Origin of the sequence: Enterobacter sp. A8 (assembly GCF_004296595.1) — a bacterium.
GTDB lineage: Bacteria > Pseudomonadota > Gammaproteobacteria > Enterobacterales > Enterobacteriaceae > Enterobacter > Enterobacter cloacae.
This window is the reverse complement of the sequence record NZ_SCMF01000009.1, coordinates 74,584-95,716: the sequence shown is the minus strand read 5'-3', so window position 1 is coordinate 95,716 and position 21,133 is coordinate 74,584. Positions and strand designations below refer to the sequence as shown.

Below are 21,133 nucleotides of genomic sequence, written 5' to 3'. Positions count from 1 at the left end.
CGAGGCGTGACGCTTTATAAAGAGCAATTTACTCTTCAGACCTTATATTTTGAAGGGAATAGAAAATGCTCGTTTATTACGCTACACTTCGCCAATTCATGCGCATTCCAATGGGGGTTCTCATGCGCACTACCCATGGCATTAAAAAATCGGTCAATGTCTCGTTAGCACCTGAAATTCTTGAAGAAGCGCGACGGCTTAAACTCAATCTCTCTGCTGTACTCACTACCGCTCTACAGGAGCAGTTTCGTGCGCATCAGCGCGCAGAGTGGTTAGCAGAAAATAAAGCGTCTATAGAGGCCATCAACCAGTGGGTTGATGAAAACGGCTCCTTTAGTGATTTTCAGAGGTCGTTCTGATGGAGCAATATTTTGCTTATGAGAATGAAGGCAATGGGAGAAAAGCCTATCCATGGCTTATTAATATGCAGCACCCTGTTGCTAATGTGATGAAACATGTACTTGTCGCTCCCGCCGTTGAATTAAGCCTGCTGGGCGGCATTCGTCCGCCTGCGAAAGTGTGCCCTGTCGTTGAAATCGCGGGTAAGCCCTGCGTTGTCATGATGCATATGCTGTCAGGCATATCTTCAAAAGAGTTAGGTGAACGTGTTGCCGATCTCACTGACAACAGTGCTTCATTGCGGGATGCACTCGATTTTCTCATCAACGGTTACTAGGACTTTTTTGTCAGCCGCAAGGTAAGGTATATTTCGCCCTTCACAGGAGAAACTATGCTGCCAACTCAATCAACCCGATTAAACAAATACATTAGCGAGAGCGGGATCTGCTCACGTCGCGAGGCGGACCGTTACATCGAACAAGGTAATGTGTTCCTCAACGGCAAACACGCCACTATTGGTGACCAGGTGATGCCTGGCGACGTGGTCAAAGTGAATGGTCAGCTCATCGAACCGCGTGATGCAGAAGACCTGGTGTTTATCGCGTTGAATAAACCGGTTGGGATTGTCAGCACCACAGAAGATGGCGAGCGGGACAACATCGTTGATTTCGTTAACCACAGCAGCCGTATCTTCCCGATTGGCCGTCTGGATAAAGACTCGCAGGGGCTGATTTTCCTCACTAACCACGGCGATCTGGTGAATAAGATTCTGCGTGCCGGGAATGACCACGAGAAAGAGTATATCGTGACGGTGAATAAGCCGGTCACGGACGAATTTATTCGCGGCATGGGCGCCGGTGTACCCATCCTCGGTACCGTCACGAAAAAGTGTAAGGTGAAGAAAGAAGCGCCGTTCGCGTTCCGCATTACCCTGGTGCAGGGCCTGAATCGTCAGATCCGCCGTATGTGCGAATACTTCGGTTATGAAGTGACGAAGCTGGAACGCACGCGCATCATGAACGTCAGCCTGTCCGGTATCCCGCTGGGCGAGTGGCGTGATTTAACCGATGATGAACTGATCGAGCTGTTTAAGCTTATCGAGAACTCCTCGTCTGAAGCAAAGCCGAAGGCCAAAGCCAAACCGAAAACTCAGGCGATTAAACGCCCGGTCGTGAAAGCACCGCAGTCGGAAGAGAAAGGGCGAGGCAAGCCCGCGGGTAAACGCTTTACGCAACCGGGACGTAAAAAGAAGGGGCGTTAAGCCCCTTTTTCCCCGGCTTGCGCGTGCGGAGAGTGTAGGTCGGGTTAGCGTAGCGCCACCCGACTGTTAAAGACGATATTCGCCTGTTTTCTGTGGTTTTTCTTCTATCGGTTTGCCGGACCAGTATCCCGCCAGCAGCGAACCGGACAGGTTATGCCAGACCGAGAAGAGCGCACCAGGCAGAGCCGCCAGCGGCGAGAAGTAAATTTTCCCGAGTGCCGCTGCCAGACCGGAGTTCTGCATTCCTACCTCAATTGCCAGCGTCCGGCAGGTGGATTCATCGAAGCCAAACAGTTTCCCGCCCCAGTATCCGCCCAGCAGGCCAATGGTGTTATGCAACACTATCGCGATAATCACGACAAAGCCCACGGATGCAATGTGCGACGCAGAACCGGCCACCACGGCGCTGATGATGGCCAGAATACAGACCATCGAAAACGCAGGCAGATAGGGCTCAACGGCTTTTACCACGCGCGGGAACAGGTGGTGAATGACAAGGCCCAACGCGATCGGAATCACCACGATTTGCAAAATGCTCAGCAGCATTCCCATCACGTCCACCTGAATATGGGCGTCAACGTACAGGCGTGTTAGCAGCGGCGTGGCGATCACACCCACCAGCGTGGATACCGAAGAGATGGTCACGGAGAGCGCCACATCGCCTTTTGCCAGATAGATCATGACATTGGAGGCGGTTCCGCTGGCCACGCTGCCCACCAGCACCATCCCGGCGGAGAGGTCGGGTGGCATCTTAAAGGCCATTGCCAGCAGCCAGGCCGCAAGGGGCATCACCAGGTAGTGCAGGAAAATCCCTGCAGCAACCGGAGCCGGGCGCGAGAGCACGCGTTTAAAGTCGTCGATTTTTAGATGCACACCCATGCCGAACATAATCAGCATCAGCAACGTGGTCACCCACGGACCAATGCCCGTGAACGTAGTGGGGGTGTAATACGCGAGTATGGAGAGCAGCAGCGCCCATAACGGGAACAGCCGGGTGATGGCGGATAACATAGATATTCCTTGCAGTATTGTCGTGTTGTTTAGTTATAAAAAAGCCGGGTCTGTGCCCGGCTTATAGATATTGTTTATCGTGCTAACGAATTTTATTCAAACAAATTCTGATGAAGTTTCTGCACCACCTGTTCTGCCTGCTCAGCAGGCACCAGGAAGCAGAGGTTGTAGCTGGAGGCACCGTAGCAAATCATGCGGATATTGAACGGGTCGAGCACACCGAAGACCTCTTTGCCCACGCCACAGGCGCGCGACAGCTTATTGCCGATGATGGCTACCAGCGCCAGGTTTTCTTCTACTTCCACGCGGCACAGTTCTGACAGCTCAATCAGCAGCGACTGCGTCAGCAGGGTGTCACCCGTTGAGGTTGAACCGGTGGTGTCCAGCGTCAGTGCGATACTCACTTCGGAGGTGGTGATCAGATCCACGGAGATGTTATGACGCGCCAGGATGCCAAACACTTCCGCCAGGAAGCCGCGCGAGTGCAGCATATTATGGCTGTGCAGCGTAACCAGCGTTTGCTTACGGCGCAGGGCCAGCGCGCGGAACAGCGGTGGATTTTCGGTTTTCTTGCACACCAGCGTACCGCCCGCTTTCGGATCTTTACTTGAACCGACGAAGACCGGGATATCACTACGCACGGCAGGCAGCAGCGTTGCCGGGTGCAGCACTTTGGCACCGAAGGTCGCCATTTCCGCCGCTTCTTCAAACGCAATCACATCAATACGTTTTGCCGCAGAGACGACGCGTGGATCGGTGGTGTAAATCCCCGGGACGTCAGTCCAGATATCCACACGGGTCGCGTGCAGCGCTTCACCCAGCAGCGCCGCGGTGTAATCACTGCCGCCACGGCCAAGCGTGGTGGTGCGTCCTTTGGCTTCGCTGCCGATAAAGCCCTGGGTGATCACGATACCCTCATCCAGGCGTGGAACCAGTTGCTGATTGGTCAGCTCGGCCAGCGCTTCCACGTCCGGCTCGGCGCGGCCAAAGCGATCGCTGGTGCGCATGATTTTACGCACGTCGAACCACTGTGCCTGAACGTTACGTTCACGCATGATTTCAACAAACAGCAGGGTGGACATGAGCTCACCGTGGCTGACCAGCTCATCGGTCAGGGCGGTGGAGGTGGCCAGAGAAGCCGCTTCTGCCAGCGTGGTGATATTTTCCAGCAGACGCTCCACTTCTTCGCGGATCACGTTCGGGTTCTGCAGACGTTCGAGGATGTCGAACTGAATTTTGCGCAGTGCGTCCAGCTTAACGAAGCGCTCGGTGGCCTCCAGCCCTTCAGACAGAGAAACCAGCAGGTTCGTCACGCCAGCAGAGGCAGAAAGCACTACCAGGCGGGTATTCGGATCGGCCAGCACCACATCGGCGCTGCGGTTCATGGCATCGTAATCTGCCACACTGGTGCCGCCAAACTTGGCGACCACAAAACTCGTCATAACAACCTCGTGTCAGGGAATGAATAAAGCGACCATGGCACAAGAATGAAACGAAAACAGGTGCAGGCGCAAAATACGGCCCTATAAATAAAATGTGGGGGAGGTCCTGTCAATGCCGGGATTATGCGGATTTTTCATGGGGGGGTACCCCTGAGAAACAGGACTTATAACAGGGCCATATTTTATGCTTCGTTTTCCCCGGTTTTGACCGACATTTCGCCGCCACGGGTGGGCGCGTCAGCAGCTATACTTTTCGGGTCTTTTCACCTGCGTTTGATGCAGGCCAGGGCAATGGCATAAAAACCATCACAATTTTTATTTGCAGGCGCTACAATCGACCGCAGTCACAATTCTCAAATCAGAAGAGTATTGCTAATGAAAAACATCAACCCAACGCAGACCGCTGCCTGGCAGGCACTACAAAAACATTTTGATGAAATGAAAGACGTCACCATCGCGGAGCTGTTCGCGAAAGATGCCGATCGTTTCAACAAATTCTCCGCGACCTTCGATGATCTGATGCTGGTGGATTTCTCCAAAAACCGCATCACCGAAGAGACGCTGGCGAAACTGCAGGATTTGGCGAAAGAGACGGAACTGGCAGACGCCATCAAATCCATGTTCTCCGGTGAGAAGATCAACCGTACCGAAGACCGTGCCGTGCTGCACGTGGCTCTGCGTAACCGTAGCAATACGCCAATTATCGTTGACGGCAAAGATGTGATGCCGGAAGTGAACGCGGTGCTGGAAAAGATGAAAGCCTTCTCTGAAGCAATCATCTCCGGAAGCTGGAAAGGTTACACCGGCAAAGCCATCACCGACGTGGTGAACATCGGTATCGGCGGTTCTGACCTCGGCCCGTTCATGGTGACCGAAGCGCTGCGTCCATACAAAAATCATCTCAACATGCACTTTGTCTCCAACGTCGATGGTACCCACATCGCCGAAGTGCTGAAGAACGTGAACCCGGAAACTACACTGTTCCTGGTGGCTTCTAAAACCTTCACCACCCAGGAAACCATGACCAACGCCCACAGCGCACGCGACTGGTTCCTGAAAACCGCAGGTGACAACAAGCACGTGGCGAAACACTTCGCAGCGCTGTCCACCAACGGTAAAGCGGTTGGCGAGTTCGGTATCGACACCGCGAACATGTTCGAGTTCTGGGACTGGGTTGGTGGCCGCTACTCTCTGTGGTCTGCGATCGGCCTGTCTATCATTCTCTCCGTGGGCTTCGACAACTTTGTTGAGCTGCTCTCCGGCGCGCACGCGATGGACAAACACTTCTCCACCACCGCACCTGAGAAAAACCTGCCGGTGCTGCTGGCGCTGATCGGTATCTGGTACAACAACTTCTTCGGCGCAGAGACCGAAGCGATCCTGCCGTACGACCAGTACATGCACCGCTTCGCGGCCTACTTCCAGCAGGGCAATATGGAATCCAACGGTAAATACGTTGACCGTAACGGCAACGCGGTGGATTACCAGACTGGCCCAATCATCTGGGGTGAGCCAGGCACCAACGGTCAGCACGCGTTCTACCAGCTGATTCACCAGGGGACCAAAATGGTACCGTGCGATTTCATCGCCCCGGCTATCACCCATAATCCACTGTCTGATCACCATCCTAAACTGCTGTCTAACTTCTTTGCTCAGACCGAAGCGCTGGCGTTTGGTAAATCCCGCGAGGTGGTAGAGCAGGAATACCGTGACCAGGGTAAAGATCCGGCCACCCTGGAACACGTTGTGCCGTTCAAAGTGTTCGAAGGCAACCGTCCAACCAACTCCATCCTGCTGCGTGAAATCACGCCGTTCAGCCTGGGTGCGCTGATTGCTCTGTATGAGCATAAGATCTTCACGCAGGGCGCAATCCTGAACATCTTCACCTTCGATCAGTGGGGCGTTGAGCTGGGTAAACAGCTGGCGAACCGTATTCTGCCTGAACTGGGTGATGACAAAGCGATCAGCAGCCACGACAGCTCGACAAATGGTTTGATTAACCGTTATAAAGCATGGCGCGCGTAATTAAATCGTCATAAAAACGTGCCGGCGATATGCCGGCATTTTTTTATCAGACAATTCCTGATGTCTGTTATTTAACTCAAATCCCCGTTATGAGTTTTATCCGAAAATACCTTTTAACCCGTTAATGAGTGCGGTTTATTTTAGGATTATACGGAGAATTCTTTTTGTCTTGTGTAATTATATCTTTTTGATTTTTAACATATAATTTATTGGTTAATTATTCTTATACTTCACATTTATCCAATAGTCCGAAAACCCTTCCTCTATTTATCCGTACGGCAAACCCTCTGCTTTAGTTGTGTATACTCGAATCCGCCTGAATTTCTTTTCGGGCAAATCTCCATTCATTCATTGAAGGGAAATTGTTATGAAGAAAGTACTGTATGGCATTTTTGCCATATCTGCACTTGCGGCGACATCTGTCTATGCAGCTCCGGTCCAGGTCGGGGAAGCAGCAGGGTCGGCAGCGACGTCTGCGTCTGCGGGGAGTTCTACCGCGGCCAGCACCAGCACCGTAAGTTCAGCCGTGGGTGTCGCGCTGGCGGCAACCGGTGGCGGTGATGGCTCCAATACCGGAACCACGACCACTACGACGACCAGCACCCAGTAATTCCGGGTGTTTTAATCATAACCACACTTCGGTGTGGTTATTTCGCCCCTTCGGAGAAGAGTCGTGAAGCGACCTGCAATCATCCTGATTTGCCTGCTGTTGCAGGCGTGCTCGGCCACCACCAAAGGGCTGGGCAACTCACTGTGGGACAGCATATTCGGTACGCCGGGTGTGCATTTGACCGATGATGAACTTCAGAACATGCCGTATGCCAGCCAGTACATGCAGCTCAACGATGGTCCGCAACTGTTTGTGGTGCTCGCTTTCGATGAAAACGGGCAGCAGAAATGGGTGACGCAGGATCAGGCCACCATCGTGACGCAACATAGCCGTATTGTGAAAACCCTGCTCGGTGGCGATAACCTTCTTGAGGTCAACAACCTTGCGGCCGATCCGCTCAGCAAACCGAACCAGATCACCGACGGGGCAAGCTGGACGCGGACAATGGGCTGGACGGAACACAAGCAGGTGCGTTACGCCACCGCCCGCTCTACCTTCCGCTGGGACGGTACGGACAGCGTCAGGGTAGGCAGCGACGAAACCCGGGTTCGCGTACTGGATGAAGAGGTCACGACCGATCGGGCAACCTGGCATAACCGTTTCTGGGTGGATGATGAAGGGCAGATCCGTCAGTCCCTGCAATATTTGGGTGCCGGATTCTTCCCGGTTAAAACCACGCTGATCAAGGCCGCGAAATCATGAAAACACTTATTCGCGTTGCGCTGATCGCAAGCTTTGCCACACCGCTCGCCTGGTCTGCCGGGACGGTGAAGGTCTACACGCCGGACAGCACGCAGCCCAAAACGTTAACGAACGCCGGCCACCTGATTGATCTCGTCGGCCAGCCAAGGCTGGCAAACAGCTGGTGGACAGGTGCGGTGATCGCTGAGCGGCAGGCAACGGTGGCGGCGGAACAAAAGCACAAGGCGCTGCTCGCCAGATTAACGGGGTTAGCAGAACAGGAAGACGGCGACGATGCGGCAGCCATTAACAGCCTTCGCCAGCAGCTTCTGGCGCTGAAGGTTACCGGAAGACAAAACATCAATCTCGATCCGGATGAAGTCCGCGTGACGGAAAAAGGCAATCCGGCCCTGGAGGGCGATTACACGCTCTGGCTCCCGGCGCAGCCTTCCACCATCACGGTGATGGGGCTTATCAGCAGCCCGGGTAAAAAATCGTTTACTCCCGGCCGCGACGTGGCGAGCTATCTCGACGAGCAGAGCCTGCTGAGTGGTGCGGATAACAGCTACGCCTGGGTGATTTATCCTGACGGGAACACGCAAAAGGCGCCGGTTGCCTACTGGAACAAGCGGCATGTCGAACCCATGCCAGGCAGCATCATTTTTGTCGGTTTTGCCGACCATTTCTGGACGAAGGCATATGACGGGCTGAATGCCGATATCCTTCATTCCCTGACACAGCGGATACCGGAATAATGAAAAAGACCTATCTCTATAGCATGCTGGCACTGTGTGTGAGTGCCGCCTGTCATGCAGAAACATATCCGGCACCCATTGGCCCGTCTCAGTCAGACTTCGGTGGCGTCGGTTTACTGCAAACCCCTACCGCGCGTATGGCGCGAGAAGGGGAAATCAGCCTTAACTATCGTGATAACGACCAGTACCGCTACTATTCTGCATCCGTACAGCTGTTCCCATGGCTCGAAACCACGCTGCGCTACACCGACGTACGAACGAAACAGTACAGCAGCGTGGACGCGTTTTCCGGCGATCAGACCTACAAAGATAAAGCCTTCGATCTCAAACTGCGCCTGTGGGAAGAGAGCTACTGGATGCCGCAGGTATCCGTGGGGGCCAAAGATATCGGCGGTACCGGCCTGTTCGACGCGGAGTACATTGTCGCCAGTAAGGCCTGGGGGCCATTTGACTTTTCGCTGGGGCTTGGCTGGGGCTATCTCGGCACCAGCGGCAACGTGAAAAACCCGTTCTGCACCTACAGCGACAAATTCTGCTATCGCGACAACAGCTATCAGAAAGCGGGTTCCATTAACGGTGACCAGATGTTCCACGGCCCGGCTGCCCTGTTTGGCGGCGTGGAGTATCAGACGCCGTGGCAGCCGCTGCGCCTGAAGCTGGAGTACGAAGGTAACGACTACTCGCAAGAGTTCGCCGGAAAGATTGAGCAAAAGAGCAAGTTTAACGTCGGCGCCATTTACCGCGTCACCGATTGGGCCGACGTTAACCTCAGCTACGAGCGCGGCAACACCGTGATGTTTGGCTTTACGCTGCGTACTAACTTTAACGACATGCGGCCGCACTATAACGACAACGCGCGGCCTGCGTACCAGCCGGAGCCGCAGGATGCCATTCTGCAGCACTCCGTGGTGGCCAACCAGCTGACGCTGTTGAAGTACAACGCCGGTCTGGCGGATCCGAAAATCCAGGTGAAAGGCGATACGCTGTACGTGACCGGTGAGCAGGTGAAATACCGCGACTCGCGGGAAGGGATCGAACGTGCTAACCGGATCATCATGAACGATCTGCCGGAGGGGATCCGCACGATCCGCGTAACGGAGAACCGCCTGAATCTGCCGCAAGTGACGACGGAAACGGACGTGGCCAGTCTGAAGCGCCATCTGGAGGGCGAGCCGCTGGGGCATGAAACCGAGCTGGTACAAAAACGCGTTGAGCCAATCGTGCCGGAGACGACCGAGCAGGGCTGGTATATCGATAAATCGCGCTTCGATTTCCACATCGACCCGGTGCTAAACCAGTCTGTCGGCGGGCCGGAAAACTTCTACATGTACCAGTTGGGCGTGATGGCAACGGCGGATCTGTGGGTGACCGACCACCTGCTGACCACCGGCAGCCTGTTTGGCAACATTGCCAACAACTACGACAAGTTCAACTACACTAACCCGCCGAACGACTCGAAGCTGCCGCGCGTGCGTACCCGCGTGCGTGAGTACGTGCAGAACGATGCCTACGTAAACAACCTGCAGGCCAACTACTTCCAGTACTTCGGCAATGGCTTCTACGGCCAGGTCTACGGCGGTTATCTGGAAACCATGTATGGCGGCGCGGGGGCGGAAGTGCTTTATCGTCCGGTGGACAGCAACTGGGCGTTTGGTATTGATGCCAACTACGTTAAACAGCGTGACTGGCGCAGCGCGCAGGACATGATGAAGTTCACCGACTATAGCGTGAAAACCGGCCATCTGACGGCCTACTGGACGCCGTCGTTCGCCCAGGACGTGCTGGTGAAAGCCAGCGTGGGCCAGTACCTGGCGGGCGATAAGGGCGGCACGCTGGATATTTCCAAACACTTCGACAGCGGAGTGGTGGTCGGTGGTTACGCCACCATCACCAACGTCTCGCCGGACGAATACGGGGAAGGGGACTTCACCAAAGGGGTGTATGTGTCGATTCCGCTGGATCTGTTCTCATCCGGTCCAACCCGCAGCCGTGCGGCCATTGGCTGGACGCCGCTGACGCGCGACGGGGGCCAGCAGCTGGGTCGTAAGTTCCAGCTGTATGACATGACCAGTGATAAGAACATTAACTTCCGCTGATAGCCCTCATCCTTTTCTGTTGTAGGCCCGGTAAGCGCTTGCGCCACCGGGCCACTCACAAGCGGCGCAGCAGCCTCGCCGGGTTTCCCGCATAAACGCCTTTCTCGGTGATGGATTTGGTCACCACGCTCCCCGCACCAATCACCACCCCGTCGCAGATGGAGACCGCCAGGATGGTCGCCCCGCTGCCTATCGACACATCATTTCCCACAGTAATGCGTCCCCAGCTGTTCCGGTCAGCATTGGGTTTGCCGTCGCGAAACATATCGTTGGCAAACATCACCCCATGGCCAATGAAACAGCGTTCGCCCAGGGTGACGTACTCGCAAATGAAGGTGTGCGACTGAATTTTGCTCTCGTCGCCAATGCGCGTATTGCCCTGAATTTCAACAAACGGGCCGATAAACACACCGTTGCCAAGCACGCAGTCATAGAGATTGCAGGGCTCATACAGGGTGACATTTTCACCACAGGTTACGTTGCGAACCCCGGTAGGTCTGCGCTCCATTCGTTACCTCCGTACATAAAACATAATTAAAAAATATAGATCCACGTCACATTTTTGCGTTATACAGGAACCTCGCCCTGGAGAATGAGGTGCTGTATGACATCCCTGACTCGCCCGCGCGTTGAGTTCATCTCAACTATCCTCCAGACCGTGCTCAACCTCGGTCTGCTGAGCCTTGGCCTGATCCTGGTCGTCTTTTTGGGTAAAGAGACGGTGCATCTGGCGGATGTACTGTTCGCCCCCGAGCAAACCAGCAAATATGCGCTGGTGGAAGGCCTGGTGGTCTACTTTCTCTACTTTGAATTTATCGCCCTGATTGTGAAGTATTTCCAGTCAGGCTTTCACTTCCCGCTGCGCTATTTTGTCTACATTGGGATCACCGCGATAGTGCGGCTGATCATCGTCGATCATAAATCTCCCCTTGATGTGCTGATCTACTCGGCGGCGATCCTGCTGCTGGTGATCACGCTCTGGTTGTGTAATTCGAAGCGGCTGAAGCGCGAATAGGCGCTCTGACGCGGAAGAGATGCGGTCAAAATGTGATCTATATAGATTTAATTTAAAACTATATAGTTTTAAATGTGTGGCAGTTCAGGAATACGCGGTACTGAAATTAACTGCCACATACTTAATCTATTCGACAGGTGATCTGCATGGCCCACTCTTCAATACTGGAGCGGATAACTGACGTCTCGCAAAAGCTGGCATCAGAAGTCCATCTTCGAAGTCTACGGGACAGTTTTATTATTTCTGTCCCGTTCCTTGTCCTGGCTGGACTCTTCATTATGCTTAATTATGTTTTTCTCGATCCGAAAGGCATATTGAGCGGTCTGTTATCCACTGACACCCTGGTACAGCTACGCAATATTGGCGAGCGCGTACTTAACGGTACAATGAATATTTTATCGCTGATGCTGGTGATATTAATTGCGTATCATATTGCCAGTAAGAAAAAACACCCTACGCCAGTCATTCCCGCTATGGTTGCGCTGGCGGTGTTTTATGCATTAATGCCCATTGAAACCGTGCAAACCCTGGCCGATGGTCAGCAGGTTCGGCTTACCGGAATGGTCTCCTATGGCAGTACCAATGCTGGCGGTGTCTTTCTGGCAATACTGACGGCGGTGTTATCAACAAATCTTTTTTTATGGATTTCGAAAAATAAAAAATTACAGATCCGGCTAGGAGATGATGTGCCTTCCATGGTGGTACAATCCTTCCAGTCGATGTTTTCAATTATGCTAACCGTCGCTATTTTCGCGCTGGTGGCATTTAGCGTTAATCTTTTCCTTCATACTGAAATCCCGGCGCTGATTCAGCATCTCATCCAGGCGCCGCTGGTACATTTAACGACTAATTTATCCGGTTTTCTGGTGTTAACGACCCTGACAAATCTTCTCTTTTCGTTGGGGATACATCCGGGTGGGATTATTAATCCCATTCTTGAACCTCCCTTGCTGGTAGCGATGCAGGAGAACATGTCCGTCTTTGCCAGCGGGCAGATCCCACCCCATATTATCGTTCTGCCATTTCGCGATCTGTATGGTCATATGGGAGGAACCGGGAGCACGCTGGCCCTGCTGCTGGCAGTGTTTGTTCGAAGCCATATGTCCAGCCACCGTAACTTTTCCAGAACGGTGATTGCCCCAGGCATTTTTAATATTAACGAGCCGGTCATTTTTGGTTTCCCGGTGCTCTACAACCCGTTAATGATGATCCCTTTTATCCTTTATCCGCAGATTAATTTCACGATCGCGTACTTTGCAACCGCCTGGGGGTGGGTCTCAAAAATTGTTGCCTACGTTCCCTGGTCAGTGCCTCCGCTTATTTCTGGCTGGCTCGGATCCGGCGGTGATTTTCGTAATGTCATTTTGCAGATCCTGCTATTAGCGCTTGGAGTCGTAATCTATTTACCTTTTTTAACCGCCTATGAGCGTTCGTTAATCAAACGCAGCAATGAAACGATAATTAATACTCTCGCCTCTGAGTCAGAAATAACGCCGCAGGAGGACAATGATATTCATCGGTTGGATGGGAAAACCATTATTCTGGCCTGCAATGAAGGCATGTCGACCTCTTTGATGGCCAGCAAAATGCGAAAATATTGCGAAAGCCAGAATTGTACGCTCAACGTGTATGCCGTGAATGCAGGTAAACTGGTCGATGAATATAAAAACGCCCAGCTTATATTGCTGGGTCCGCAAATCGCGTATCTCCAGGAAACCATTCTTCAGGATATCAATCACCACTGCCCGGTGATCCCCCTTGACCCTCAGCACTTCAGCAAACTTGATGGACCGGCGGTAATTCATGCCGCCCTGCCATACTTTAAAAAGGAATCCGTATGATTAACTGCGCCTATATTGGCTTTGGTAAAAGCGCCACGCGCTATCATCTCCCTTATGTTTTATGCCGCAAGGATAAATACAACGTAAAGCGTATTTATGATATTGCGCGTAAGCCAGAGGTTGAAGCGCAGCCGCACTATCAACACATCTGTTTTACCTCCCGGCTGCAGGATATTCTGGAAGACAATACGCTTCAGCTGGTGGTTATCTGCACCCATCCTGATAGCCATTTTGAGTATGCCCGGCTATGTCTGGCACATGGCAAAAACGTGCTGGTCGAGAAACCTTTTACAACCACCCCAGAAGAAGCGAAAACGCTGTTTGCTCTGGCGAGAGAAAAGGGCTTAACCGTCTCTCCGTTTCAGAACCGACGTTTTGATAGTTGTTATTTGACCATGAAACAGGCGATTGAGAGCGGAAAACTGGGGGAAATTGTCGAGATCGAAAGCCATTTTGACTATTTTCGCCCGGCGTCGGAAACCTGTCCCGGCAGTTATTTCGACGGCGCGTTTTATGGCCTTGGCGTGCATACGCTCGATCAAATTATCGCCCTGCTGGGGCGTCCGCAGCAGGTCGGGTACCATCTTCAGCGCCAGAGAAACCCGCTCAACCCTGACGACGCCTTCACCGTTCACCTCTATTACCCGAAGACGACCGCGATCGTGAAAACCAGCCATCTGGTGAAAATACCCTCGCCGAGATTCACGGTACACGGTACGCGAGGATCGTTTATTCGCTATGGTATCGACCAGCAGGAAACCAGCCTGAAGGCGGGCATTATGCCTGGGCACCCAGGGTTTGGTGAAGATCGTGAATGCGCGGTGCTGGAGTATATCGATGACGCAGGATGTTCTGTCCGGGAGGAACTGCCGGCGGTACCCGGCGACTACGGACGCGTTTATGACGCGCTTTACGACACACTCTCCTCAGGCAAGGCCAACTATGTCAGCGAGCATGAAGCGTTAACCAATCTCGACATTTTGCAAAAGGCATTTCAACAGCCAACGCCTGCCATCGTTTCTCTCGAAGAGGAGGCGTAAAGATGAAACGGCTTCTGAATTGCCGGGCCAGCGACTTTCGTGGCCCCATTACCGGCGATAGCTTACGAGATGCCATCAGCGCCAGCGAAGGGCGCGTCATTATGGCCGAAATTGCCGTGCAGGCGCCCCCGCTGTTTGCAGAGGTGACGAATGCGGAATTGTTGTGCGCGTTTGGCGCCGACCTTCTGCTGCTCAAGGGGATCCATTTTCAGCGGCCCGCATTGAACGGCGGAGAAGAACGTTTTGGCGCCGATCCTGTCAGCCAGGTGAAATGTCTGACGGGGCGTTTAACAGGCGTCAATTTTGAAGTCCTGCCCGCAGACGATCTCTCCAGCCCCGGCGCTTTTCTGCCTGCGCATCTGGAGGCAGTGCGGCATGCGGATTTTTACTGCCTGACCGGCTATGACAAGCCCGGGGTGACGGCCGGGCGTATGTGTCAGGCGATAGCAGCGCTCAGGGCGCAAACCGATAAGCTGATTCTGGCCGCGAAATTTTATAATTCCGGGCTGGCGCAACCCCAGGAGTATGCTGGTTATATCAGTGCAGGTGCAGATGGCGCTATCTTTTCGGCACCAGGCGGATGCCGGGGGGCATCGGAAGGACGCGTCAGCCACATTGCGCAGGCAGTGCAGTCGCTGGGAGGGCTTGCCATCACCACGCTGAGCAGTAGTCAGGAAGGTGCGGATTGTGCTACGGTGCGCGACATTGGCCTGGCCAGTAAACGTTGCGGTAGCGACATGCATAATTTTGGCGACGCAGGGGTGGCAGGCATGGCCGACCCGAAAGCGCTGAATGCCTTATCCCTCGCTATCCGTGGCCGACGGCACACCTGGGTGCGTATGGCAGCATCCCTGTCTCGTTAATTTGAGTCGGCCCTGTAAGGGGCCGTTTGCGGAGAGCGTTATGCCTAAGTATATGGAGATCTACCATGAAGTGCGACGGCGCATTGTGGTGGGCATCTATGCTCCCGACAAAAAATTGCCCGAAGGGGCAAGGCTCGCCGCTGAATTTGAATGTAGCGAGCTAACCATCACCAAAGCGCTGGATTTGCTCGTCCGCGAGGGACTGGTGCTGCGCAAGCGTGGGCTAGGCTCGTTTGTTAAGCGCCAGGTTTCTGCGGCAAGCAACTCACACCTGATAGGCACCGCGCAGCGCTGCGCCACTCAGGGGAAAACCCTTACCACTCGCGTGCAGTTATATACCGCCGTGCCTGCCTCTGCCGATATCGCGCAAAAATTGCAAATCCCTGAGGGTGAACTGGTGCATGAAATCCACAGGGTACGCGTCATAGCGGAGATCCCTTCCATCGTGGAGTACACCTGGATGCCTGTCGCGCTCTTTCCTCGTCTGGCTCTGAGCCATGTTCAGCATTCCATTTACGCGTACATTACCCATGAACTGGGGTGTACCGTCCATAGCGCACATATGAAAGTCACCGGGCGAAACGCCAGCGAGCAGGAAAGGGTATGGCTGGAGCTGACCGAACCCACCACGCTTATTCAGGTGGAGCAGACGGCATTTCTCGATAACGGCAAGCTGTTTGAATACTCCTGCGCCCGCCATCTCTGGCATACCTTTAACTTTGAGACTGACTTTGTGCGTGTCTGACCCATAAAAAAATGGCGCTCCGAAGAGCGCCTAACAACAGTCACAAGTTGGGTTAATACAATACGTCTAAAGTTGAGGGTTGCAGTGGCATAACAGATGAAACTTAACCTTTCACACCGCCCGCCGTCAGGCCGTTGACCAGCCAGCGCTGCGCCAGCAGGAACACCACGGTAATCGGGATGGCAGAGAGTACGGCCGCCGCGGCAAAGTCGCCCCACAGATAGTTTTGCGGGTTGAGGTATTGCTGCATACCCACGGCCAGGGTGTAACTATTCACATCACGCAGTAACAGAGACGCGACCGGCACTTCGGTGATGGCGGCGATAAACGACAGGATAAACACCACCGCCAGGATAGGCACCGACAGTGGCAGCAGAACCAGACGGAACGCCTGCCATGGTGTCGCGCCATCCAGCGCCGCCGCTTCTTCCAGCGAGCCGTCGATGGTTTCGAAATAACCTTTGATGGTCCACACATGCAGGGCGATACCGCCAAGATAGGCGAAGATCACGCCGCCGTGGGTGTTCAGGCCGATAAACGGCACATACTGGCCCAGGCGGTCAAACAAGGCATACAACGCGACCAGAGACAGTACCGCCGGGAACATCTGGAAAATCAGCATCCCTTTCAGCAGTGAAGCCTTGCCCGGGAACTTCATACGGGCGAAGGCGTACGCACAGGTGGTGGAGAGCGTCACGATGCCGATCGCGGTGATGGTCGCCACTTTCACCGAGTTCCACAGCCACAGCAGTACCGGGAACGGCGGCGGCGTAACGCGGCCATCGGCATGCTCCACGCTGAAGCCCAGCGCAAGCTTCCAGTGCTCCCAGGAGATTTCGTCCGGGATCAGGCTGCCGGTAGCGAAGTTACCCGAACGCAGGGAGATGGCGATGACCATCAGCAGCGGGAACATGATCGCCGCAATAAAAATCAGCAGCCCTAAATGTGTCGCCAGGAGGCGCAGTTTCTGAGATTTGGGTTGTACCATAGCCATGATCGATGCCCTCCTTAGTCAAATTTCATACGTGTGGCTTTCAGGTTCACTATCGCCAGCGCGCCAACCAGCAGGAAGATCAGGGTGGCAATCGCTGCCGCCAGACCAAAGTCCTGACCGCCGCCGCCTTCAAAGGCGATGCGATAGGTGTAGCTCACGAGCAGGTCGGTATAGCCGGCTGGCGTGGTGGTACCGAGACGATCCGGGCCACCGTTGGTCAACAACTGAATCAGCACGAAGTTGTTAAAGTTGAAGGCAAAGCTGGCAATCATCAACGGAGTCAGCGGTTTGATGAGCAGCGGCAGCGTAATTTTAAAGAAGTTCTGGAACGGACCCGCGCCATCCATTGCCGAGGCTTCATACAGGTCGTCCGGGATAGCCTTCAGCAGGCCCATGCACAGGATCATCATGTACGGATAACCCAGCCAGGTGTTGACGATGATAATCATCGAACGGGCGGTGGTCGGGTCGCTGAACCAGGCCGGTTTGATGCCGAACAGCGCGCTCAGCATCATGTTGATTTCACCGAAGCTCTGGTTAAACAGCCCTTTGAAAATCAGAATTGAGATAAACGACGGTACGGCATACGGCAGGATCAGCAGCACGCGGTAGATCGCTTTGCCTTTCAGGGCTTCCCACTGCACGAGGCAGGCCAGCACCATACCCACGGCTACGGTCAGGAGTACCGTCAGTACGGAGAAAACTACCGTCCAGACGAAGATAGCAAAGAACGGCTTCTGGATCCCTTCGTCGGTAAACACGCGGGTAAAGTTGTCCCAGCCGATAGTCACGGTATAGCCCGGGCTGAGTTTGTCATCGCCCCAGCTGCCGTCGGCGTTTACAGACTGATAGAAACCAATATCGTTGTTCGGACGGTACTTCACGCCGCTCTGGTTATTCGTCAGCGTGCCGTCATCCGCAAGGGTATAGAGTGGCTGCGTGCCGGAAAACTGGCGCAGCGAGCTCATGGTCACTTTGCTTTCGTCTGGCAATACGGCGGTGAGCTGAGTCAGCGCCTGACGGTTCTGGGTAATGATACGCAGGTTAGCGCGTTCGCCTTCCGGCAGGGCAGGGGCCTCTTTTAAGGCCAGCTTCTGCTCGCCGCCAAATTTGAAAGCGTCGGAAATATAGGTTTTGCCGCTCTCGCCGTCAGTCAGTGCTAATTTCCATTCGTCACCCGCAGGATACAAACCAAAGTTGAAGGTCTTGCCTGCCTGATAAGAACGGTCCAGAAGCACCTGAGTGGCGCGCTCTTGCGCGAGTTGGTTGGTGCTGCTGTAGTTAGTGAATGCGATAGCGATAGTACAGATCAGCGGGAACAGGACAAACAGCCCCATCCCGGCCACGCCCGGATAGACATAACGCCAGGCATACGCCTTACGGTTGGCGAAAATATACAGGCCAGCAGAGCTTAAAATCAGCGTCATGATGGCGAACAGATATTCCCCTTGTACGTACATTAAAACAACAAGGTAACCCACCAGCAGACAGAGCAGACCGATCGCTGACCACTTCAGCACGTCGCTTTGCCACCAATGTTTCTTTTTAATGACATCCATGGGGTTCTTCCTCTACAACGTTTGATCTTTTCTCCCTCTCCTGGGGGAGAGGGCCGGGGTGAGGGCGTGCGGATAGCGACAACCCTCACCCTAACCCTCTCCCAGAGGGAGAGGGGACTACGGCATTACTTAGTAATACGACCCTGCGCATCTTTCAGCGCGGCATCGACAGTCTGACGACCGCTTGCGGCGTTAATTACCGCAGTACGGGTGGCATACCAGAACGCGGCCATCTGTGGGATGTTCGGCATGATTTCGCCTTTCTGGGCGTTATCCATGGTTGCCGCGATGCGTGGGTCTTTCGCCAGCTGATCCTGGAAGGATTTCAGCGCAACGGCACCCAGCGGTTTGTCCTTGTTCACTTCATCCAGACCCTGATCGGTCAGCAGGTAGTTTTCGAGGAACTCTTTCGCCAGCTCTTTGTTCGGGCTGGCGGCGTTGATACCTGCGCTCAGCACGCCGACGAACGGTTTAGACGGCTTGCCGTTGAAGGTTGGCAGCAGCGTCACGCCGTAGTTGATTTTGCTCTTGTCGATGTTGGTCCAGGCCCACGGACCGTTGATGGTCATCGCGGTTTCGCCTTTGTTGAACGCCGCTTCCGCGATGGAGTAATCGGTATCCGCGTTCATGTGTTTGTTCTTGATCAAATCGACCAGGAAGGTCAGACCCGCTTTCGCACCCGCGTTGTCCACGCCCACGTCTTTGACGTCATATTTGCCGTTTTCAAACTTGAACGCGTAACCGCCATCGGCAGCAATCAGCGGCCAGGTGAAGTACGGCTCCTGCAGGTTGAACATCAGCGCGCTCTTACCTTTCGCTTTCAGCTCTTTATCCAGTTTCGGGATCTCTTCCCAGGTTTTCGGCGGGTTAGGCACCAGGTCTTTGTTATAAATCAGAGACAGGGCTTCCACTGCAATGGGATAAGCGATCAGCTTGCCGTTATAGCGAACGGCGTCCCAGGTGAACGGGAACAGTTTGTCTTGGAAGGCTTTATCAGGCGTGACTTCCGCCAGCAGGCCGGATTGTGCATAACCCCCGAAACGGTCATGCGCCCAGAAGATGATGTCCGGGCCGTCACCGGTTGCCGCAACCTGCGGGAATTTCTCTTCCAGCTTGTCCGGGTGTTCTACGGTGACTTTGATACCGGTGTCTTTTTCGAATTTTTTACCCACTTCGGCCAGGCCGTTATAGCCTTTGTCGCCGTTAATCCAGATAACCAGCTTACCTTCTTCAATTTTGGCGAGAGCCGGTGCGGAAATCATCATTGCTGCAAGGGCGGACAATGCGAAAACGCGTGCGCCAGTCTTGATCTTCATATCTGCCATCCTTTTTTGGTGATGTGCTCGTGGATACATAAGGTGGTTCAACGTCACTCAGTCTCCTTATTTGACATCCTCTTTCCATCCTCCCAACCCCTACGCCCCACCCCCGGTTTGTGTGATCTGTGTTGCATAAATTTAAGTTATGAGTGCTGGCGCACATAAAAACACGCTGAATTTTGCAGGTGGCTTCACGAATTTTGCCTCAGCCCGCCAGCTGCGGTCGCAGAGCCTGCTCTCTCATCCTCCCGCCTCCTCCCCCATAAAAAAGCCGGGGGGTGGAGGATTCGCGAAAGTAATGGATACCCCATAGTGAACTTATCTTGAATGTTTCTGTCGGTGACAGGTTGTAACGAAGGGAGAAGGGCATGGCGAGCGTACAGCTGCGTAATGTAACGAAAGCCTGGGGCGACGTAGTGGTGTCAAAAGACATCAATCTCGACATCCACGAAGGTGAATTCGTGGTGTTTGTTGGCCCATCTGGCTGCGGTAAATCAACTCTGCTGCGTATGATTGCCGGTCTTGAAACCATCACCAGCGGTGATTTGCTGATTGGTGATACCCGAATGAACGACATTCCGCCTGCCGAACGTGGCGTTGGCATGGTGTTCCAGTCTTATGCACTTTATCCCCATCTCTCCGTCGCCGAGAACATGTCCTTTGGCCTGAAGCTGGCGGGGGCGAAAAAAGAGGTAATTAACCAGCGCGTCACGCAGGTGGCGGAAGTGTTACAGCTGGCACACCTGCTGGAGCGTAAACCGAAGGCGCTTTCCGGTGGTCAGCGTCAGCGCGTCGCGATTGGCCGTACGCTGGTTGCCGAACCACGCGTCTTCCTGCTGGATGAACCACTTTCTAACCTGGATGCCGCGCTGCGCGTCCAGATGCGTATCGAAATCTCCCGTCTGCATAAACGTCTTGGCCGCACGATGATTTACGTCACCCACGATCAGGTCGAAGCGATGACGCTGGCTGACAAAATTGTGGTGCTGGACGCAGGCCGCGTGGCACAGGTGGGTAAACCGCTGGAGCTGTACCACTATCCGGCAGACCGCTTTGTTGCGGGCTTTATTGGCTCGCCAAAGATGAACTTCCTGCCCGTCAAAGTCACGGCGACAGCCATTGAACAGGTACAGGTGGAGTTGCCAAACCGTCAGCAAGTCTGGCTGCCGGTCGACAGCGCCAACGTACAGGTGGGGGCCAACATGTCCCTCGGTATTCGTCCTGAGCATTTACTGCCGAGCCACATCGCCGATGTGACGCTGGAAGGTGAAGTTCAGGTCGTCGAACAACTTGGTCACGAAACACAGATTCATATCCAGATCCCCGCCATCCGTCAGAACCTGGTCTACCGCCAGAATGACGTGGTGTTGGTAGAAGAGGGTGCCACATTCGCTATCGGTTTGCCGCCAGAGCGTTGCCATCTGTTCCGCGAGGATGGCACTGCATGTCGTCGGCTGCACAAAGAGCCAGGCGTTTAAGCAATCCCAAAAGAAGACACGAAACCGACAGGTCAAGTGTTCAAAGAAAAGCAATGATC

The 21,133-nt window shown here is 54.0% G+C and carries 20 protein-coding genes; 14 read left to right on the top strand and 6 right to left on the bottom strand.

Annotated elements, in window-relative coordinates; translation table 11 throughout:
- The first annotated feature begins 65 nt into the window (after positions 1-65).
- Genes EQV24_RS23100 through rluF form a run of 3 tightly spaced genes read left to right on the top strand, consistent with a single transcriptional unit; the run spans position 66 to position 1,600 of the window.
- Positions 66-359, top strand: a complete 294-nt coding sequence (locus tag EQV24_RS23100) for a type II toxin-antitoxin system CcdA family antitoxin (RefSeq protein WP_020686614.1) — start codon at positions 66-68, stop codon at positions 357-359.
- Positions 359-676 (top strand): CcdB family protein, encoded by a 318-nt coding sequence (locus tag EQV24_RS23095; protein ID WP_023621410.1) that lies wholly within the window; start codon positions 359-361, stop codon positions 674-676. Before EQV24_RS23100 ends, EQV24_RS23095 begins: the two co-directional genes overlap by 1 nt.
- A gap of 54 nt (positions 677-730) precedes the next feature.
- Positions 731-1,600 (top strand): 23S rRNA pseudouridine(2604) synthase RluF, encoded by an 870-nt coding sequence (gene rluF / locus EQV24_RS23090; RefSeq protein WP_130627089.1) that lies wholly within the window; start codon positions 731-733, stop codon positions 1,598-1,600.
- Between the two features lie 66 nt (positions 1,601-1,666).
- Here rluF and panS read toward each other — a convergent pair whose 3' ends face one another.
- Both panS and lysC read right to left on the bottom strand, forming a co-directional pair.
- Complete coding sequence (gene panS / locus EQV24_RS23085; RefSeq protein WP_062935429.1) at positions 1,667-2,611, bottom strand: ketopantoate/pantoate/pantothenate transporter PanS; 945 nt, start codon at positions 2,609-2,611, stop codon at positions 1,667-1,669.
- A gap of 92 nt (positions 2,612-2,703) precedes the next feature.
- On the bottom strand, positions 2,704-4,053 hold the full coding sequence (gene lysC / locus EQV24_RS23080) for a lysine-sensitive aspartokinase 3 (RefSeq protein ID WP_013095032.1): 1,350 nt from the start codon (positions 4,051-4,053) through the stop codon (positions 2,704-2,706).
- 375 nt (positions 4,054-4,428) lie between these two features.
- Between lysC and pgi the strand changes: the two genes are divergently transcribed.
- From pgi to EQV24_RS23055, 5 genes are all read left to right on the top strand, one after another.
- Complete coding sequence (pgi, locus tag EQV24_RS23075; protein ID WP_020686615.1) at positions 4,429-6,078, top strand: glucose-6-phosphate isomerase; 1,650 nt, start codon at positions 4,429-4,431, stop codon at positions 6,076-6,078.
- A gap of 367 nt (positions 6,079-6,445) precedes the next feature.
- A complete protein-coding gene (gene yjbE / locus EQV24_RS23070) occupies positions 6,446-6,688 on the top strand; it encodes an exopolysaccharide production protein YjbE (RefSeq protein ID WP_013095034.1) in 243 nt (80 codons plus the stop codon).
- Between the two features lie 63 nt (positions 6,689-6,751).
- On the top strand, positions 6,752-7,390 hold the full coding sequence (locus EQV24_RS23065) for a YjbF family lipoprotein (RefSeq protein ID WP_013095035.1): 639 nt from the start codon (positions 6,752-6,754) through the stop codon (positions 7,388-7,390).
- The gene (locus EQV24_RS23060) at positions 7,387-8,124 is read left to right on the top strand and encodes a capsule biosynthesis GfcC D2 domain-containing protein (RefSeq protein WP_094916506.1); all 738 of its coding nucleotides are present in this window, start codon (positions 7,387-7,389) and stop codon (positions 8,122-8,124) included. The genes EQV24_RS23065 and EQV24_RS23060 overlap by 4 nt, the downstream gene beginning before the upstream one ends.
- Positions 8,124-10,220: a YjbH domain-containing protein gene (locus tag EQV24_RS23055; RefSeq protein WP_029882648.1), complete on the top strand. Its 2,097-nt coding sequence runs from the start codon at positions 8,124-8,126 to the stop codon at positions 10,218-10,220. The genes EQV24_RS23060 and EQV24_RS23055 overlap by 1 nt, the downstream gene beginning before the upstream one ends.
- Positions 10,221-10,275: 55 nt before the next feature.
- Here EQV24_RS23055 and EQV24_RS23050 read toward each other — a convergent pair whose 3' ends face one another.
- Entirely contained in the window at positions 10,276-10,728 is a 453-nt protein-coding gene (locus EQV24_RS23050) for an acyltransferase (protein ID WP_020686619.1), read from the bottom strand.
- 96 nt (positions 10,729-10,824) lie between these two features.
- Between EQV24_RS23050 and psiE the strand changes: the two genes are divergently transcribed.
- The 5 genes from psiE (at position 10,825) to EQV24_RS23025 (ending at position 15,724) form a co-directional block, all read left to right on the top strand.
- Positions 10,825-11,235 (top strand): phosphate-starvation-inducible protein PsiE, encoded by a 411-nt coding sequence (gene psiE / locus EQV24_RS23045; RefSeq protein WP_000202963.1) that lies wholly within the window; start codon positions 10,825-10,827, stop codon positions 11,233-11,235.
- 146 nt (positions 11,236-11,381) lie between these two features.
- Positions 11,382-13,076, top strand: a complete 1,695-nt coding sequence (locus EQV24_RS23040; RefSeq protein ID WP_130627088.1) for a PTS transporter subunit EIIC — start codon at positions 11,382-11,384, stop codon at positions 13,074-13,076.
- The gene (locus tag EQV24_RS23035; protein WP_040023628.1) at positions 13,073-14,116 is read left to right on the top strand and encodes an oxidoreductase; all 1,044 of its coding nucleotides are present in this window, start codon (positions 13,073-13,075) and stop codon (positions 14,114-14,116) included. The genes EQV24_RS23040 and EQV24_RS23035 overlap by 4 nt, the downstream gene beginning before the upstream one ends.
- A 2-nt stretch (positions 14,117-14,118) precedes the next feature.
- On the top strand, positions 14,119-14,979 hold the full coding sequence (locus tag EQV24_RS23030) for a hypothetical protein (RefSeq protein ID WP_040023630.1): 861 nt from the start codon (positions 14,119-14,121) through the stop codon (positions 14,977-14,979).
- A 40-nt stretch (positions 14,980-15,019) separates the two neighbouring features.
- On the top strand, positions 15,020-15,724 hold the full coding sequence (locus tag EQV24_RS23025) for a GntR family transcriptional regulator (RefSeq protein ID WP_038418451.1): 705 nt from the start codon (positions 15,020-15,022) through the stop codon (positions 15,722-15,724).
- 103 nt (positions 15,725-15,827) lie between these two features.
- Here EQV24_RS23025 and malG read toward each other — a convergent pair whose 3' ends face one another.
- The 3 genes from malG to malE all read right to left on the bottom strand — a co-directional run bounded on the left by malG (position 15,828) and on the right by malE (position 19,593).
- Positions 15,828-16,718: a maltose ABC transporter permease MalG gene (gene malG / locus EQV24_RS23020; protein ID WP_013095043.1), complete on the bottom strand. Its 891-nt coding sequence runs from the start codon at positions 16,716-16,718 to the stop codon at positions 15,828-15,830.
- A gap of 14 nt (positions 16,719-16,732) precedes the next feature.
- The gene (malF, locus tag EQV24_RS23015; protein WP_020686620.1) at positions 16,733-18,277 is read right to left on the bottom strand and encodes a maltose ABC transporter permease MalF; all 1,545 of its coding nucleotides are present in this window, start codon (positions 18,275-18,277) and stop codon (positions 16,733-16,735) included.
- Between the two features lie 125 nt (positions 18,278-18,402).
- Positions 18,403-19,593, bottom strand: coding sequence for a maltose/maltodextrin ABC transporter substrate-binding protein MalE (gene malE / locus EQV24_RS23010; RefSeq protein ID WP_014830274.1), 1,191 nt, complete (start codon positions 19,591-19,593; stop codon positions 18,403-18,405).
- 371 nt (positions 19,594-19,964) lie between these two features.
- On the opposite strand from malE, the gene malK reads away from it, so the two are divergent.
- The gene (malK, locus tag EQV24_RS23005) at positions 19,965-21,074 is read left to right on the top strand and encodes a maltose/maltodextrin ABC transporter ATP-binding protein MalK (protein WP_008500080.1); all 1,110 of its coding nucleotides are present in this window, start codon (positions 19,965-19,967) and stop codon (positions 21,072-21,074) included.
- Positions 21,075-21,133: the final 59 nt, after the last annotated feature.